Annotated in this window: 11 protein-coding genes; 9 read left to right on the top strand and 2 right to left on the bottom strand. The window is 68.2% G+C overall.

Annotated elements, in window-relative coordinates; translation table 11 throughout:
- Positions 1 to 195 precede the first annotated feature (195 nt).
- Positions 196 to 2736, top strand: a complete 2541-nt coding sequence (locus DV707_RS13355) for a DNA topoisomerase I (protein ID WP_103992796.1) — start codon at positions 196 to 198, stop codon at positions 2734 to 2736.
- A 27-nt stretch (positions 2737 to 2763) separates the two neighbouring features.
- Here the strand turns inward: DV707_RS13355 and DV707_RS13350 are convergent, their stop codons facing one another.
- Positions 2764 to 3726 carry a hypothetical protein gene (locus DV707_RS13350; RefSeq protein WP_103992795.1) on the bottom strand — a complete coding sequence of 321 codons (963 nt, stop codon included), beginning with the start codon at positions 3724 to 3726 and terminating at the stop codon, positions 2764 to 2766.
- 129 nt (positions 3727 to 3855) lie between these two features.
- Positions 3856 to 5769: a hypothetical protein gene (locus DV707_RS13345; protein ID WP_103992794.1), complete on the bottom strand. Its 1914-nt coding sequence runs from the start codon at positions 5767 to 5769 to the stop codon at positions 3856 to 3858.
- A 131-nt stretch (positions 5770 to 5900) separates the two neighbouring features.
- Here DV707_RS13345 and DV707_RS18480 point away from each other — a divergent pair, with 131 nt between their 5' ends.
- The 8 genes from DV707_RS18480 to DV707_RS13310 all read left to right on the top strand — a co-directional run bounded on the left by DV707_RS18480 (position 5901) and on the right by DV707_RS13310 (position 16441).
- Entirely contained in the window at positions 5901 to 6059 is a 159-nt protein-coding gene (locus DV707_RS18480; RefSeq protein WP_160113965.1) for a hypothetical protein, read from the top strand.
- A gap of 305 nt (positions 6060 to 6364) precedes the next feature.
- Positions 6365 to 10243, top strand: coding sequence for a type II/IV secretion system ATPase subunit (locus DV707_RS13340; protein WP_235010840.1), 3879 nt, complete (start codon positions 6365 to 6367; stop codon positions 10241 to 10243).
- Positions 10240 to 12288: a type II secretion system F family protein gene (locus DV707_RS13335; protein ID WP_103992793.1), complete on the top strand. Its 2049-nt coding sequence runs from the start codon at positions 10240 to 10242 to the stop codon at positions 12286 to 12288. Before DV707_RS13340 ends, DV707_RS13335 begins: the two co-directional genes overlap by 4 nt.
- Positions 12285 to 12854: a DUF7287 family protein gene (locus tag DV707_RS13330; RefSeq protein ID WP_103992792.1), complete on the top strand. Its 570-nt coding sequence runs from the start codon at positions 12285 to 12287 to the stop codon at positions 12852 to 12854. The genes DV707_RS13335 and DV707_RS13330 overlap by 4 nt, the downstream gene beginning before the upstream one ends.
- Positions 12854 to 13438, top strand: a complete 585-nt coding sequence (locus DV707_RS13325; RefSeq protein WP_103992791.1) for a DUF7288 family protein — start codon at positions 12854 to 12856, stop codon at positions 13436 to 13438. The genes DV707_RS13330 and DV707_RS13325 overlap by 1 nt, the downstream gene beginning before the upstream one ends.
- The gene (locus tag DV707_RS13320; protein WP_136361884.1) at positions 13426 to 14400 is read left to right on the top strand and encodes a hypothetical protein; all 975 of its coding nucleotides are present in this window, start codon (positions 13426 to 13428) and stop codon (positions 14398 to 14400) included. The genes DV707_RS13325 and DV707_RS13320 overlap by 13 nt, the downstream gene beginning before the upstream one ends.
- Complete coding sequence (locus DV707_RS13315) at positions 14397 to 14960, top strand: DUF7266 family protein (protein ID WP_103992789.1); 564 nt, start codon at positions 14397 to 14399, stop codon at positions 14958 to 14960. The genes DV707_RS13320 and DV707_RS13315 overlap by 4 nt, the downstream gene beginning before the upstream one ends.
- Positions 14957 to 16441: a DUF7289 family protein gene (locus DV707_RS13310; RefSeq protein ID WP_103992788.1), complete on the top strand. Its 1485-nt coding sequence runs from the start codon at positions 14957 to 14959 to the stop codon at positions 16439 to 16441. The genes DV707_RS13315 and DV707_RS13310 overlap by 4 nt, the downstream gene beginning before the upstream one ends.
- Positions 16442 to 16454: the final 13 nt, after the last annotated feature.

Genomic DNA, 16454 nt, shown 5'->3' with positions numbered 1-16454 from the left:
CGCTCGCGACCCCGCGCGTCGATCCGCGCCCCGTGAGCGGGTGTCGCTTCCCTCCTCGCGACGTTCGTCCGCACTTCCCCGTCTCGTCGCGCTCCCCCGTCTCATACGAGTTCCGCGCGCACGGGCGCGCTGCCCTTCGATTTGTCCGGATCCAGCGCGAAAGGTTTAGGCCCGCCCCCGGCGTATCGCCGCCCAATGAGCCAGGGCCCCGAACTCATCATCACCGAGAAGGACAACGCCGCTCGGCGGATCGCCGACATCCTGAGCGGCGGGTCCGCCGAGGCCGACCGGCGCAACGGCGTGAACGTCTACAAGTGGGGCGGCAAGCGCTGTATCGGCCTCTCGGGCCACGTCGTCGGCGTCGACTTCCCCCCGGAGTACAACGACTGGCGCGACGTCGAACCGGTCGAACTCATCGACGCGCCGATCGACAAGCACCCGACGCAGGAGAACATCGTCTCTGCGCTCCGTCTCCTCGCCCGCCGCGCCGGCCGCGTCGTGATCGCGACCGACTACGACCGCGAGGGCGAACTCATCGGCAAGGAGGCGTACGAACTCGTCCGCGAGGTCAACGAGGACGTCCCGGTCGACCGCGTGCGGTTCTCCTCGATCACCGAGAACGAGGTGACCGAGGCGTTCGCGAACCCCGACGAACTCGACTTCGACCTCGCCGCGGCCGGTGAGGCCCGCCAGATCATCGACCTCGTGTGGGGCGCGGCGCTCACTCGATACCTCTCGCTTTCGGCCCGGCAGCTCGGCGACGACTTCATTTCCGTGGGGCGGGTCCAGGGGCCGACGCTGAAGCTGATCGTCGACCGCGAGCGCGAGATCGAGGCGTTCGACCCCGAGGACTACTGGGAGCTGTTCGCGGACCTCGAAAAGGCCGCCTCCGGCGGCGAGGACGCCGCCTCGTTCGAGTCGCAGTACTTCTACCTCGACGAGGACGGCAACGAGGCCGAGCGCGTCTGGGACGAGGAGACGGCCGAGCGCGCCTACGAGACGCTCGAATCGGCGTCGGCGGCGGCCGTCGACTCCGTCCGCCGGCGGACCCGGACGGACGACCCGCCCGCGCCGTTCAACACGACGCAGTTCATCCGCGCGGCGGGGTCGCTCGGCTATTCCGCCCAGCGCGCGATGAGCATCGCCGAGGACCTCTACACCGCCGGGTACGTCACGTACCCGCGGACGGACAACACGGTCTACCCCGACGACCTGGAGCCCCGGGACCTCCTCGACGCCTTCTCGGGCACGCGGACCTTCGGCGACGACGCCGATTCGCTGCTCGAACAGGAGGAGATCGAACCGACCGCGGGCGACGAGGAGACGACCGACCACCCGCCGATCCACCCGACGGGCGAACTCCCGAGTCACTCCGACCTCTCCGAGGACGAGTGGGAGGTGTACGAACTCGTCGTTCGGCGGTTCTTCGCGACCGTCGCCGAGTCGGCCACCTGGGAGCACCTCCGCGTGGTCGCGACCGTCGCCGGCGACGGCGAGGACCTCTCGCTGAAGGCGAACGGCAAACGGCTCGTCGAGCCGGGGTACCACGCGGTGTATCCCTACTCCAACGCCAGCGAGTCGTTCGTCCCCGACGTCGCCGAGGGCGAGGAGTTGACTGTCACCGACACCAGTCTGGACGCAAAGCAGACCCAGCCTCCGCGGCGCTACGGCCAGTCGCGGCTCATCGAGACGATGGAGCAGATGGGAATCGGGACGAAGGCGACCCGCCACGACGTCATCCAGAAACTGTACGACCGCGGCTACATCGAGAGCGATCCGCCGCGGCCGACCCGCCTGGCCCGCGCGGTCGTCGAGGCCTCCGAGGAGTTCGCCGACCGGATCGTGAGCGAGGAGATGACGGCGCAGTTAGAGCAGGACATGCAGGCGATCACCCGCGGGGACGCCACCCTGGAGGAGGTGACAGACGAGTCCAGAGAGATCCTCGAGGAGGTCTTCGAGGGGCTGATGGAGTCGGGCGAGGACGTTGGCGAACACCTCCAGAAGTCGCTGAAGGCCGACAAGACCGTGGGCGAGTGCCCCGAGTGCGGCGGCGACCTCGTGATCAGGAAGAGCCGCCGGGGGTCGTACTTCATCGGCTGTGACTCCTACCCAGACTGCACGTACACGCTCCCGCTGCCGTCGACCGGCAAGCCGCTCCTGTTGGAGGAGACCTGCGAGGAGCACGGTCTCGCGCACGTCAAGATGCTCGCGGGCCGGAAGACGTTCGTCCACGGCTGTCCGCTCTGCAAGGCCGAGGAGGCCGACGAACAGGAGGACCTCGTGATCGGGCCGTGTCCGGACTGCGGGTCCGAACACGGTGGGGAACTCGCGATCAAGCGCCTCCGCTCGGGGTCGCGGCTCGTCGGCTGCACGCGCTACCCCGACTGCGACTACTCGCTGCCGCTGCCGCGCCGGGGCGACGTCGAAGTGACCGAGGAGACCTGCGAGGAGCACGACCTCCCGAAACTGCGGATCGTCTACGACGACGAGGACCGCGAACCGTGGGACCTCGGCTGTCCGATCTGCAACTACCGGGAGTACCAGGCCGAGCAGAGCGAGAGCGGCTCCGACCTAGAGAGCGTCAGCGGCATCGGCGAGAAGACCGCGGAGAAGCTGAAGGACGCCGGCGTCGAGAACGTCGAGTCGCTGAAGGAGGCCGAACCCGACGCCATCGCCGATCGGGTCGACGGCGTCGGTCCGGACACCGTCCGCGAGTGGCAGGCGAAGGCGGACTGATCGCTCCGGTATCGGTTCTCGGTGCGGCTACACCGCGATCTCGGTCTCGTGACCCTCTGCCGCCAGCGCCTCACGGACCCGCTCCGCCCCCGACAGCTCCGCCGACTCCGCGATGTTCTCCATCAGCACCGTCTCCGAGGGGAAGAGGTGGTCGCCGAGGATCAGGCCGTGCTCTCTGGCGGTCGAGCCGGTCATCGTCAGGTAGACGCCGAGGCCGACGTCGGCGATGGCGGCCTCTTCCTCGCGGTCGTCGTCGGGGTAGGCGAAGGAGACGCCTTCGAGCGGCCGCGTGCCGAGGACGGCCTCGACGAGGCGTTCGTACCGCGGCGAGATGCACAGGTCGCCCTCGTAGTCGGCGACGAACTCCCGGTCGAGGTCCGCGCCCGGCGGCAGGATCTCGGGCCGTGCCATCAGCGTGTGATACACCGTGTCGCCGAGGCCGGACACCACGCGGACGTCGGTGTTCATCGGATCGATCCGCGCGTTGACGTCCGCGAGGGAGCCGACGCCCTCGGGTTCGAGTTCGACGACCTCCTCTAAGACGAGGTCGGCGCTGTCGAACCCCAGGGCGAACTCGTGGGTTCGGAGCGCGCGGAAGGGCTCCTCGCGGCCGACGAACTGCACCGGAACGCCGTCGACGTCGACGGTGAGGCTGTCGAAGACGATCCGGCGGGGCATCCCCCGTCTGTCGTCCCGCAGCAGGGTGTACTCCGGCGCGTAGTCGTCTTCGAGATCGGAATACGTGGCGAGCCGCTGGTAGACGTCCGCGGCGGGCTCGACCTGCCCCTTCGTGATCGCCTTCTCGTGGCGGAGCGTCGAGATGACCTCGTCGGCCACGCCCGCGATGTCGTCGGCGTCGTCCGCGTCGCCGGCGTGCGCCCGTGAGCCTGCCGGATGCGAACCGGCGACGTCGGCGACGCGTTCGAGAACGGCTTCGAGGGGTCGGCCCTTGCGCGGGACGGCGACGCGAATCGCCTCCGTCTCAGTCATTGTCGATTCCACGCGGCGGCGGGCTAAACCGGTTCCGCTTCCGATATCGTTCGCGTCCGACGCGGACCGCACGCGGTCTGCGGCTTCCGGGCGACCGGCCCGCGCCCCGACCCCGCGGCGACGCGGTCGCTACTCGCCGGGACCGAACGCGCTGTTGAGCCGGTCGCGGAACTGCTGGAGCTCCTCGATCTCCCGCTCGATGTCGCCGATCCGGTCGAGTTCGTTCGACAGCGCAGACACCTCCGCGCGAAGGTCGTCGAGTTCGGCTTCGAGCGACTCGCGGGTCTCGACGACGTCGCCGTCGATCGCCGCGATGTCCTCGCGGACGTCGCCCATCTCCTCGTCGAGGCGGGAGACGTGCGCGCCCGTCTCGTCGATGTCGGAGGCGACGTTCTCGACCTCCCCGGCCACGTCGTCGACGTCGGCCGCGACGTCGTCCACGTCGGCGGAGACGTCTCGGACCGCGGAGTCGACCTCGTCGACGCGATCGGTCGTCCGGTCGAGCCGTTCCTCGATCCCGTCCGCCCGGTCGTGGAGTTCGTCGACGCCCACGGCGGCGTCTTTTGCTTCCTCGGCGACGTCGTCCAGCTCCCCCGCGACCTCTCCGAGGCGCTCGTCCACGGCGTCGACGTCGCTCTCGACCTCGCCGACCGATTCGCGGATCGCCGCGCGCTCGTCGTCGGCGGCGTCGACCGCCGCCCGCAGGTCGTCGAGTTCCTCGTTGATCTCGGTCAGTTCGGCGTCGAGCCGTTCGACGAGTTCCGCTCCCGTCCCCTCCTCGTCGATGAACTCCGCGATGGCGTCGGCGTAGGCGTTCAGATCCTCCATCTGCGCCTGCACTCGTCGGATCCGGACGTCCGCGCTCCGGGGGAGGCCGGCGTCGAGTTCCCCGCGGAGGGTCTCGAGGTCGGACTCGGAGACCTCGCCGGCGCGGATCTCCGACGCGAGCGTCGCCGCGAGTCCGCCCTCGGCGTCGACGGGTGTGCGCTCTGCCGTCGGTTCCGCGTCGGTCGCTTCCGGTTCGGCTTCCTCCTCGGTCGCCTGCTCGGCGGCCGCTCCCGGCGCATCGACGTGCTCTTCGACCGTTCCGTCGTCGTCCACCTCTCGTTCGATCTCTTCTGCGTCGGCCGCTTCCGGTTCGACTTCCTCCTCGTCGGCCGCTTCCCGTTCGATTTCTTCCTCGTCGGTCGCTTCCCGTTCGATTTCTTCCTCTCCGGTCGCTTCCTGCTGCGTTTCGTCGTCGGCGTCTTCCTCCGTACGGCCTCCGCTCTCACCGGGAGTCACCGACGTGATCCTGTCGTCCTCGCGCCTCCGCGATGCGGGTGCCAGGTCCGCACCGAGTTCTCGCGGCGAGGGAGCGTCCTCGGCGACGGGGTCGTCCGCGGTCTCCGTCCCGGTCGACGCCGTCGCTTCGGCTTCCGGCGCGCTCTCCGGGTCGTCGTCGGCGACGGTCGGTTCCTCGCCCGTGGGGCCCGGTTCTTCGATGCCGGAGTCCGATTCTCCGACGCCGGGTGCCGGCTCCTCGTCCGGCAGCGAGGGCTCCGACTCGGACTCGGCCTCGGAATCGACCGCGAGGCGACCGTTCCCCTGGAGCGCGTCGCGGACGAGTTGGCTCCGGTCCGTCCCCAGGATGTCCTCGACGTCGCGGGGGGAGTCCTCGCCCTGCCCCTCCTCGGGCGCGGGCGGCCGTTCGAGGATCGGGTCGCCGAGGAACCCCTCGACGTCGGAGGCCTGTTCGAGCCGGATCCCGTACACCGTCGTCGTCTCCTCGCCGGGATCGAGCGTCCGCTCGTACTCGACGCGGTGGTCCTTGTAAGCGGTCCAGTTGTCGCTCTCGTAGTCGGGGTGGAATCCGACGCCCTCCATCGGGAAGTCCTCGGGGATCTGATCCACGAGGCGGATGTGAACCGGGTCGTCGCTCTCGGAGGCGAGCCGGAACTTGATCGCGGGAACGGGAAACTCGTCCTCGGCGAACGACTTCTCGACGCTCACCTCGTCGTCTGATACGGATGCCGTCCGGTCGGCGTCGGATTCGTGGCTCATAGGCCACCTTACCGAAACTGTTCACATAAATCACCCGGGCAAAATACCGTTCGTGATAGCGATACCGATGCGCCGACCCGAATCCGCGGCGGGGAAACGTTGAATTGACTGACAGACGAAACTCCTCGACGATGGCCCGGAGCGACGAGGAACCCAACAATCCGCTCTCGCCGTACTACCCGTCGGAGATCCCCGACGTCCCGGCGAACGGTCGAACGTGGTTCGCCATCCTCCTCGCCGCGATGCTCCTCCTCGGGGCGGCGTACGGTTTCATCGCGATGCTCCTCTGATACTGATTACTCTCGTCTCTCACCGTCGAGCGCCGGCAACGGCGGTGGCGCTCGGCGGTACAAAGTGAGAGCGATCAGTCTGAATCCGTCGACGAGGCTACGTGTGACTCGCGCCGTCTCGGCGTGACGGACCGCTCCGCGGGTGCGCGTCAGATAGTCCGATACGGGCCGTCTACCGACGCGACACCCGTTCTCGCCGGGGCCGAAAGTCACAATCAGCGCACATCTTTTCAGGCCGCTCTCGGAATAATTTCTCTGATAATCGGGGAGAAGTCTTTTTCCGTGGGGACACCGACCCGAGAACGATGGCAACCGACGACGACGCGTCGGGCGCCGATCCCGACCGGGACGGCGACGACGCGTTGGAGGGCGAGGGGGAGGGATCCTCGTCGGCTCCCGAGGGGGACACCGTCGATCGGGCCGCCGGAGATTCGGACGGGGCGTCGGGCGACGGGGCTGGGGGGCTCCGACCGACCGACGACGCGGATCGACCGGAGGCGGGATCGACCGAACTGTCCGCAGTCGAGGACGGAGCCGACGCTCCGGAGAGCCCCGACAGACCCGACGCTCCCGACGGAGCGGCTACGGACGGTCCCGAGGAGGCCGCTTCGGTGTCCCCCGGCGATGCCGGGCGCGAAGCGGCCGACGAGCCGCGCGTCGCCGTCGGCGAGTACACCTGGGCGGACTTCCTCGACCAGTACGGCGCCGACGGCGACGTCGAGACGCTCTACGGGGGCCTGGACCCCCGCGAGTACGACGACGACGCGGACGCGGAGAGCGAGCGCTGGGACGACGGCGTCGAGATTCCGACGCCCACCCGCGAGGACTGGGACGCGGTGAGCGCCGACCCCGAGGAGTACCTCGGGTTCCACCCGGTCGACGTCGGCGAGGAGGTGACGGACGCGGCCGCCGAGGCCGTTCGGATCTCCGCGGAGTTCGAGGCGTTCTGCGACCCCGAGACGACGCCCGTCGTCAAGGACGTCTGGCTGTGGGAGCACTACAAGCGCGAGTACTACTACGAAGAGGACGGGTCGCGGCCGCGCGACGCCGAGGGCGAGATCGAGCGCTTCGACCCCGCCGAGGCGCTGGGTTTCGATCCCGACGCGATCGAAAACGCGCTCGCCCGCGGCGGGCAGCGCGCCGAGGAACTCGACGAGATCGTCGACGAGCGGACGGTCGACGTCGACCCCGAGTTCGACGAGGACGCCTTCTTCAGCGACGAGCGCGGGGCGACCACGGTCGTCAACCGCTACGACCTCGAGAAGGCGGTCCCGATGGAGAAGAAGACCCACTTCCGGGAGGTCGAGCGCTACTGGGTCAACGAACCGCACTCGTTCGTGATCATCTTCCACTCGACGAAGGAGAACGAGAAGAAGTACTACGTGATCGAACCGCATCAGAACCGGATCGAGGCGGACCTCGCGGAGTTCCTGACCGGAAAGCTCCGGACGGCGATCAAGTACGACGACGAGACTATCGTCGGCGACGCCCCCGACACGCGCCGCCGGGTCATCGAACAGCAGTCGCTGGAGTTGCTCGAACGATACAACCTCTATCGGGTCCCCGAGCACCCGCGAGAGGCCGGACTCTCGGTCCTCGCGACGCGGAACGGCGACGCCGCGAGCGAAGACGGGTTCCTCTCGCAGTTCGATCTGGACTTGGACTTCGGCGGCGGGAGCGACGGCGACGGGGGATCACCGACGGCCGGGGCGTCGTCGAAGCGCTCGCTGGCGACTGCGGCCCGATCGCTGGGACTGAAGGAGGGCTCCCTCGGCGGCCGCCTCGACGGCCTGTTCGCCTCGTCGGAACCGACGGAGCCGGACCCCTCTCTCGACGGCATCGCCGCGCGACCGGAGTCGGCGGTGCTGGCGGAGGACCCGACGGAACTGAACGACTACCAGGTCGAGAAACTGCTGTACGTCCTCCGCCGGGACTTCATCGGCTACGAGCGGATCGACGGAATCAAACACGACGTGAACGTCGAGGACATCTCCTGCGACGGCTACAACTCGCCGGTGTTCGTCTACCACTCCGACTACGAGCAGATCATCTCCAACGTCTACCACGGCGAGGAGGAACTCGACGACTTCGTCGTCAAACTCGCCCAGCGGTCGGGCAAGGGCATCTCGAAGCGCCGCCCGCAGGTCGACGCGACCCTCCCGGACGGGTCGCGGGCGCAGTTGACCCTCGGCCGGGAGGTCTCAGACCACGGGACGAACTACACGATCCGGCAGTTCAAGGACGTCCCCTTCACCCCGATCGACCTCGTGAACTGGAAGACGTTCTCCCTAGAGGAGATGGCCTTCCTGTGGCTCTGCATCGAGAACGACAAGAGCCTCATCTTCGCCGGCGGCACGGCGTCGGGAAAGACGACCTCGCTGAACGCGGTGTCGCTCTTCATCCCCTCGAATTCGAAGATCGTCTCGATCGAGGACACCCGCGAGGTGGAGCTGCCCCAGCGCAACTGGGTCGCCTCCGTCACCCGACCGTCGTTCAGCGACGACGACCGCGGCGACGTCGACGAGTTCGACCTGCTCGAAGCGGCGCTCAGACAGCGCCCCGACTACATCGTGATGGGCGAGATCCGCGGCGAGGAGGGCCGCACCCTCTTTCAGGTGATGTCGACGGGGCACACCACGTACACGACGTTCCACGCCGACAGCGTCGGCGAGGTGCTCAAGCGCTTCACGACTGACCCCATCAACGTCTCGAAGACGATGTTCACCGCCTTGGATCTCGTCTCGGTGCAGACCTCCACGCGGGTGCAGGGCAACAAGGTCCGGCGGAACAAGTCCCTGACCGAGATCAACCACTACGACGCCGAGAACGACGAGATCAACGTTCAGGACGTCTACCAGTGGCAGGCCGAGGGCGACGAGTTCCTGAAGATGGGCTCGTCGAACACCCTCGAGGACGTCCGGTTCGACCGCGGGTGGTCCAGAGAGCAACTCGACGAGGAACTGTTCAAACGGCGCGTCGTGCTCGCGTACCTGATCGACCGCGGGCTCAACACCTACTCGCAGGTCGCGGCGACGCTGCAGGCGTTCATCAACGACCAGGAGACGATCCTCGCGCTGATGGCCCGCGACGACCTCGAACGCAGCCTCGAGGACCTCCGGGAGATGGAGTCCGTCCAGATCAACGTCGACCCCGAGAAGGAGGAGATGGTCCCGCGTCCCAGCGCCGGCGAGGAGGTCCGCGACCTCTGCGCGGAGATCCTCGACCGCGCCGAGGAGGAGTTGTGGCCGGAGTACCGCGACCTCGAGGACGTCGACGTCGCGGACGCCCTCCTCGACGTCGAATCCGCGCCGGACGTCACCGCCGCCGGCGGCGAGCACCCCGAACTCGACGCCCTCGAAGAACGGACGGAGGCCCCGGAACTCGGAGACGGGTCGGAGACGCCATCGCTCGGTGACGGCACAGAGACACCGGCGCTCGACGAGGACACCGACACGCCAGCGCTCGGTGGCGAGTCGGAACGGCGAGACGCGTCGTCCGGGACTGACACCGGAACCGACGATGGCCTCGACGACGTCGCCGAGGGCTCCGAGGAGGAACTCGGAATCGAGGACCTGCTCGCGGAGCCGATGGACGACGAACCGGCGGATGACGAATCGATGGACGACGAATCGGCGGACGATGAACCGGCGGACGATGAACCGGCGGACGATGAACCGGCGGACGACGAGTCGTCCGACGACGACGGCCTAGCAGGCGAGGCTGAACCGTCGGGAGGCGGCGACCCGACGGCGGGAGAGAGCGGTGATCCCGCCGGCGACGCCGTCGCGAACGGGGGCGACCCGGAGACCGCCGCCGACGCGGAACACGAGGGGGGCGGAGCGGACGCGTTCGAGAGCGACGTAGGCGACTCCGAGAGCGACGACGCGGCCGCGAGCGACGCCGATCCCCCGTTCGAGAGCGGAGAGGAAGGCCGAGGCTTCGGTAGCGAGGGCGTCGGTTCGCCGGTGGACGGCGTCGACGAGGACGGACCCGATGAGGGGGTCGAACCGTCCGAGGGCGTCGACTTCACCGACGAGTCTGACCCCTCGGACGCCGAGGCCGCAGACGATACAGACGCCGACGAGGCCTGGGACTTCGGCGACGTCGAGGGGATCGACGACGATGAGGACGTCGAGGAGGACGAGAGCGACGGTTCCGATCGACCGACGGGGACGGAGCGATGAGCCTGGACGTCGGCGAGGCCGACGGCGAGGGCCTCGACCGGAGCACGGACGCGCTCGGCGACGCGTTCTATCCGGTCTTTCAGTTCCTCTTCGACGAGGACGGCGACTTCGTCGCCGACGTCGGGACGAAACTCGAACAGGCGCGGATGCCGGCGACGGTGGAACTGTACCTCTCGCGGGCGATCGCGATCGGCGTCATCGCCGGGGGCCTCCTCTGGCTCGTCGGGTCGCTCCTCGCGTGGGGGATCTTCGAACTCGGCCTCGTCTCGCCGGCGGCCGTCAGCATCGGCCTGCCCGCCCCGGACGCCGAGACGGCCAGGGCGCTGAAGTCGCTCACCGTCCCGGCGGTCACGCTCGTCTCGGGCGTCGTCTTCGGCGCGATCGGGTTCGGCGTCGGGTTCGGGAGCCTCGTCGCCGTCCCGTACTCGAAGGCCTCGGGTCGGAAGCGCGAGATCAACATGCTGCTTCCGGACGCCATCTCGTTCATGTACGCGCTCTCGGTGGGCGGGCTGAACCAGCTCGAGATCCTGGAGGCGATGGGACGGGCCGACGACACCTACGGCGAGGTGGCCAAGGAGTTCCAGAGCATCGTCCGAGAGACGGAGTACTTCGGGACGGACTACCGAAACGCGATCCGCGATCAGGCGATGACGACGCCCTCCGAGGAACTCTCGCAGTTCCTGACGGACATGCTCTCGATCGTCAACTCCGGCGGCGATATGGAGCAGTTCCTCGACGACAAGAAGGAGAAACACCTCCGGACCGCGAAACAGGAGCAGGAGACGGTCCTCGAAACCCTCGAACTGTTCGGCGAGATGTACATGACGCTGTCTTTGTTCCCGCTGCTTCTCATCATCATCCTCGTCATCATGAGTATGCTCGGGCAGGCCCAACAGCAACTCCTGTACGCGACCGTCTACGGGCTGGTGCCGCTGACGGGCGTGGCCTTCCTCGTGCTCGTCTCGACGGTCAAGCAGGACGAACCCGGCGACGGCTACCTCCAGCCCTCGAACGGCTCCGACCGGCTCCGGCAGGTCAACCGCGAGGGACTGATCCACATGGGCCTGATCGAGAGCTTCGTCGGCGAGTTCCGCATCTTCGAGCGGATCCGCTCGCGGGAGGGGACCTACAAGACGGGCCAACTGCTTCGGCGGCCGCACCTGTTCTTCCGCGATCACCCGATGTACTCGCTCCTGCTGACGGTTCCGGCCGCGGGCGCGCTGCTCGCCGTCGCCGTCGCCAACGGCGCCGCGCCGCTCGCGTGGCAGGGGATGCTCGACAACCCCGTCTGGGGGACGTTCGTCTGGTGGTACGTCCCGGTGTACGTCATCGGCGTCCCGCTCGCGGCGTTTCACACCTGGAACGTCCGCTCGCGGAACGCGGTGGTCGGGAAGCTCTCGGATAACCTCCGGAAGCTCTCCAGCGCGAACGACACCGGGCAGACGCTCTTAGAATCGGTCGAGACCGTGGCGTCGACCTCCTCTGGAAAGCTCGCCGAGGAGTTCGAGGTGATGCACGCGAAGGTGAACTACGGGATGAGCCTCCGCAGCGCGCTCGTGGAGTTCAACAACAAGTACCACATCCCGCGGCTCGCGCGGACGGTCAAGCTCATCTCGAAGGCCCAGGAGGCCTCCAGTCAGATCACCGAGGTGCTGACGACCGCGGCGCAGGCCTCCGAGAACCAAGACGACATCGAGCGCGAACGCAAGTCCCGCACGCGGATGCAGGTGGCGATCATCCTGATGACGTACCTGACGCTGCTCGGCGTGATGGCGATCCTCAAGACGCAGTTCCTCGACGTGATGGCCGGGCTGTCGTCGCAAGCGAGCGGTGGCGGCAGCGAACTCTCCGGGCAGGGACTCAGCTTCGGCGGCGGCGTCGATACCGACGTGCTGTCGGTGCTCTTCTTCCACGCCGTGACGCTGCAGGCGGCGCTGTCGGGGTTCATAAGCGGCTACATCCGCGACGCCGACATCGTCTCGGGAGTGAAGTTCGTCGTCGTGCTGCAGACGGTCGCGCTGTTCGTCTGGATGGTGGTGGGATGAGCCGGGCGACGACGGCGGGGCCGTCCGGGTTCCGAGCGGGCCGCGAACGCGACGGCGGCGGCAACGACGGCAGCGACGGCGACCGGCGCGCACAGACGACGATCGACTTCGCGATCGGGATCGGGCTGTTCCTGCTCGTCGTCGCGTTCGTCGTCGCGTTCGTGCCCACGATCTTCACCCCGTTCGAGAGCGCGGAGGGGCCGCAGACGGCCGACCGGATCGGGACGTCGCTGGCGGCGGACCGCCTCGGCGATCCCGGAGAGCCGTTCGTCCTCAATCGAACGTGCACCGAGGGGTTCTTCGCGCAACTGGACGGCGACGGCCCCGCGCCGTCGGGGTGTCAGTTCAACACGAGCGCGACGACGACGAGGGCGCTGTTCACGCTCGATGAGACCCGAAACGCCAACGTCTCGATCCGGACCCTGGACGACGGCGACGTCGAAACGCTCGACGGGACGCGGCTCTCGGCGGGCCCGTCGCTGCCGGAGACGCGCTCTGTCACCTCGGCGCGCCGCGTCGTCTCCATCGAGGGCGAGCCGTACCAACTGCTCGTGAGGGTGTGGTGATGGACCGCGGACAGGCCCACACGCTGGAGGCGATCACCGCCGCGATGATCCTCGTCTCCAGTCTCGTCTTCGCCCTGCAGGTGACGGCGGTGACGCCGCTGACCGGCAGCACCTCCAGCCAGCACATCGAGAACCAGCAGGCGGCCGTCGCCGAGGGCGTCCTCGCGACCGCCGAGGAGAACGGGACGCTCGTCCCGACGCTCCTGTACTGGAACGAGACGGCGGGCAACTGGCACGACGCCACGAACGACGGCTACGTCCGCGGCCCGCCGCCGACGCGGTTCGGGGACGTCCTCGAAGCGGCGTTCCTCGACCGGGGGATCGCGTTCGACCTCACGCTGTACTACGTCGACGAGGACGGCGACCGCCAGCGGGTGCCGATCGTCGACCTCGGAACCCCCAGCGATCACGCGTCGACGGCGCGCCGACTCGTCACGCTCTCGGACGGCGACCGGCTGCGCGAACCGGACGAGTCGCCGTCGTCGACGGCGCTCGGGGACGCCTCGTACGTCGTCGACGACAGCGACCCCGAACAGACGCTGTACTCGGTCGTGGAGGTGGAGCTCGTCGTATGGCGGATGTGAACCCCCGCTCGGATGCTCGGCGTGCACGCCGCGGGAGCAGCCGCGACCGCGGCCAGTTGCTCCTCGTCGGTGCGCTCGCGCTCGCGGTGCTGTTCGTCGCACTCGCGCTGCTCCTGAACACCGCCATCTACACGGGGAACTTAGCGACCAGAGACGCCGGCGTCGACGCCGCACCGGCGATCGAGTACGCCGCCGACTCCCGCGCGGCCGGCGCCGAGGCCGTCCGGTCGGTGAACTACCGCAACAACACCACCTATCCCGAACTGAACGCGGCGTTCCGCGGGACGGTGGGGCGCTGGGACGGCCTCGCGACCCACCACAGGGCCGTCGCCGGCGACCTCGCGGCGGCGGAGGTCGCGGCCGTCACGAACGGGACGCGGATCGAGCAGGACGACGCCGCGCGGAACTTCACGAGCGCCGGCGAATCCGAGAACTGGACCGTCGCGTCGGGCTCGGACCTCTCGGGCGTCCGCGCGATGCGCTTCGCCGTCAATGCGTCGGAACTCGCGAGCGGTCCGTCCGACGCGTTCCACGTGAACGTCACCTCCGGCGGGGTGACGCGGAGCCTCTACGTCTACGAGAACGGGGGAGACGATACGGAGGTTCGCGTCGTCGACGACGGCACCGAACTCGCGTCGCGCTCGTTCGATCCCGGTGCCGACGGCACACTCGTCGTCGACGTCTCGAACGGCTCCGTCGAGGGGACGGCGTATCCGGAACTGCGAACGCTACTCGACGTCGGCGCTGGCACCGAGATCGAGTACCGGTACGGGAACGCGGCCGAGGGCACGTACACGATGGTCCTCGACGAACCGGAGTCGGACCTGAGCCTGCCGGGCCTCGTCGACGACGACTCGGGCCAGCCCTACTGGACGCCGGCGATCCACGGCGCGACGTTCGAGGTCACCTACCGGACCTCCGAGCTCGACTACGAGGCGCGAATCGAGGTGAAGCCGGAGTGAGCCGGCGTCGTGGACTGACCGGCTGGCGAGGTGTCGGTCGGGAGTCTCGGTCCGATCGCGCCGTCTCGATCACGGTCAACTACGTCATCGCGCTGAGCATCACCGCCGTTCTGGTTTCGGGACTCCTCGTCGGGGCCGGGACGTACGTCGAGAACGAGCGCGATCAGGTGGTTCGCGAGGAACTGACCGTCGTCGCCGAACAGCTCGCCGCCGGCATCGGCGACGCCGACCGCCTCGCCCGGACGGCCGAGGACCCGACCGTCCGAGTCGGCGTCGACCTCCCGCGGCGGGTCGCCGGCGAGTCCTACCGAATCGAAATCGTCAATCTGTCCGCACCCGAACCGCAACCGGAGCGCTACGAACTTCGGCTCCGGTCTGCGGGGTCCGGCGTGAGCGTCACACTTACCCTCTCCACCCTCGAAGCGATGAACGAAACGTCCGTGAACGGCGGCTGGGTCGTCGTCGAACTCGATACCGGGGGGACGGACGCGCTCAAGGTTTCCGACGGCGACCCATCGGAGACGCTGTCGCTGTCGCGGCCGGGGGGAACACGAATATGACGAACCGCGCGCAGTCGTCGAACATCGGGCTCGTCTTACTCTTGGCGCTGACGATCACCGGCGCGGGCGTCGTCGTCGCGTTCGGGTCCTCGGCGCTTGCGGACGTCCAGGACCAGACGTCGACCGATCGCGCCGAGCACGCGATGACGATGCTCGACGCCCGGACCGCGGTCGTGGGTCTCGGCGAGGGGTCCGTTCAGACCGTTCGGCTCGGCCGGGGCGACGGCGATTACGCCGTCGAGTCCGAGAGCGGGTGGCTCCGGATCGACCACGCCAACTACACCGACGGCGAGACCGAGGAGATATACAACGCGTCGCTCGGCTCCGTCACGTACCGACGGGGCGGGACGACCGTCGCCTACCAGGGCGGCGGCGTCTGGCGGCAGCAGGCCGGCGGGACGTCGATGGTGTCGCCGCCGGAGTTCCACTACCGCGGCACGACGCTCACGCTGCCCGTCCTCCGCATCCGGTCGACCGACGCCGCCAGCGGCGACACGACGGCGACGATCCGGCAGTCCGACGAGTTGGTCCGGGTGTTCCCCAACGAGTCCGATACGTACGACGCGACGGGCGAGCCGTACGTCAACCCCGTCAGGAACGGGACCGCCTCCGTCACGGTCCACAGCCGGTACTACGAGGGGTGGGCCGACTACTTCCGCACCCGGACCACCGGCAACGTCTCCGTCGACGAGGACAACCGGACCGCGACGGTCGTCCTGGAAACGACCGACATCGTCGGATCGTTCCCGTACCCCGAGAAGGGCGGGAGCGTCCCCGTCCGCGGCATCGCCGAGGGCCACTCGGTGACCGACTTCGAGACGTCGATAAAGAAAGACAGCGGGACGTTCAACAACCTCTACGTCTCCTATTACGTCGAGAAGGGCGACCGCGCGTACGAGGCCGCAGTCGAGGTCCCGAGCGGCATCGGCAACAACTACTGCGACGGCGACGAGCCCGGCTCGGAAACGCTGACGATGGACGTCTACTACGACGATCAGTCGACCTCGGAGGGGGTCCACCGCTGGTCGAACGACAGCATCCCCTCCGACTCCGGGGGCGTCCAACTCGACTGCGACGACGGCGACACGGTGATCCGGATCGACTTCACCAGTTCCGAGCAGAACCTCACGTACGGCGAGAGCAACGTCGACGAAGACACTGCCATCGACTGGGACGAACGCAACGAGTCCGCGACGGAGAAGCCGGATCCCACCAAGTTCGCTCACGAGGGGGACGACGGCGAGAACACGACGTACCACTACGACGACGAACAGACGCTTCGGATACTCACTCGACACTACTTCGCGATGTTCGGTCAGGAGTTCAAACTCCGCGTCGATCACGGGCCCGGAGACAGGGGGACCACACAGATCGACACGAGCGGGTCCGGCGGCGTGCTCCGCTACGACACGATCGAGGGCGGTTCCTACATCACCTACCTCCACGTCACCGAGAACAACGTGACCGTCGAACTGGACTGAATCGGACCGAAGT

Source organism: Halobellus limi (assembly GCF_004799685.1).
In the GTDB taxonomy this organism is placed as follows: Archaea; Halobacteriota; Halobacteria; order Halobacteriales; family Haloferacaceae; genus Haloquadratum; species Haloquadratum limi.
This window is presented reverse-complemented; position numbering and strand designations above follow the sequence as displayed.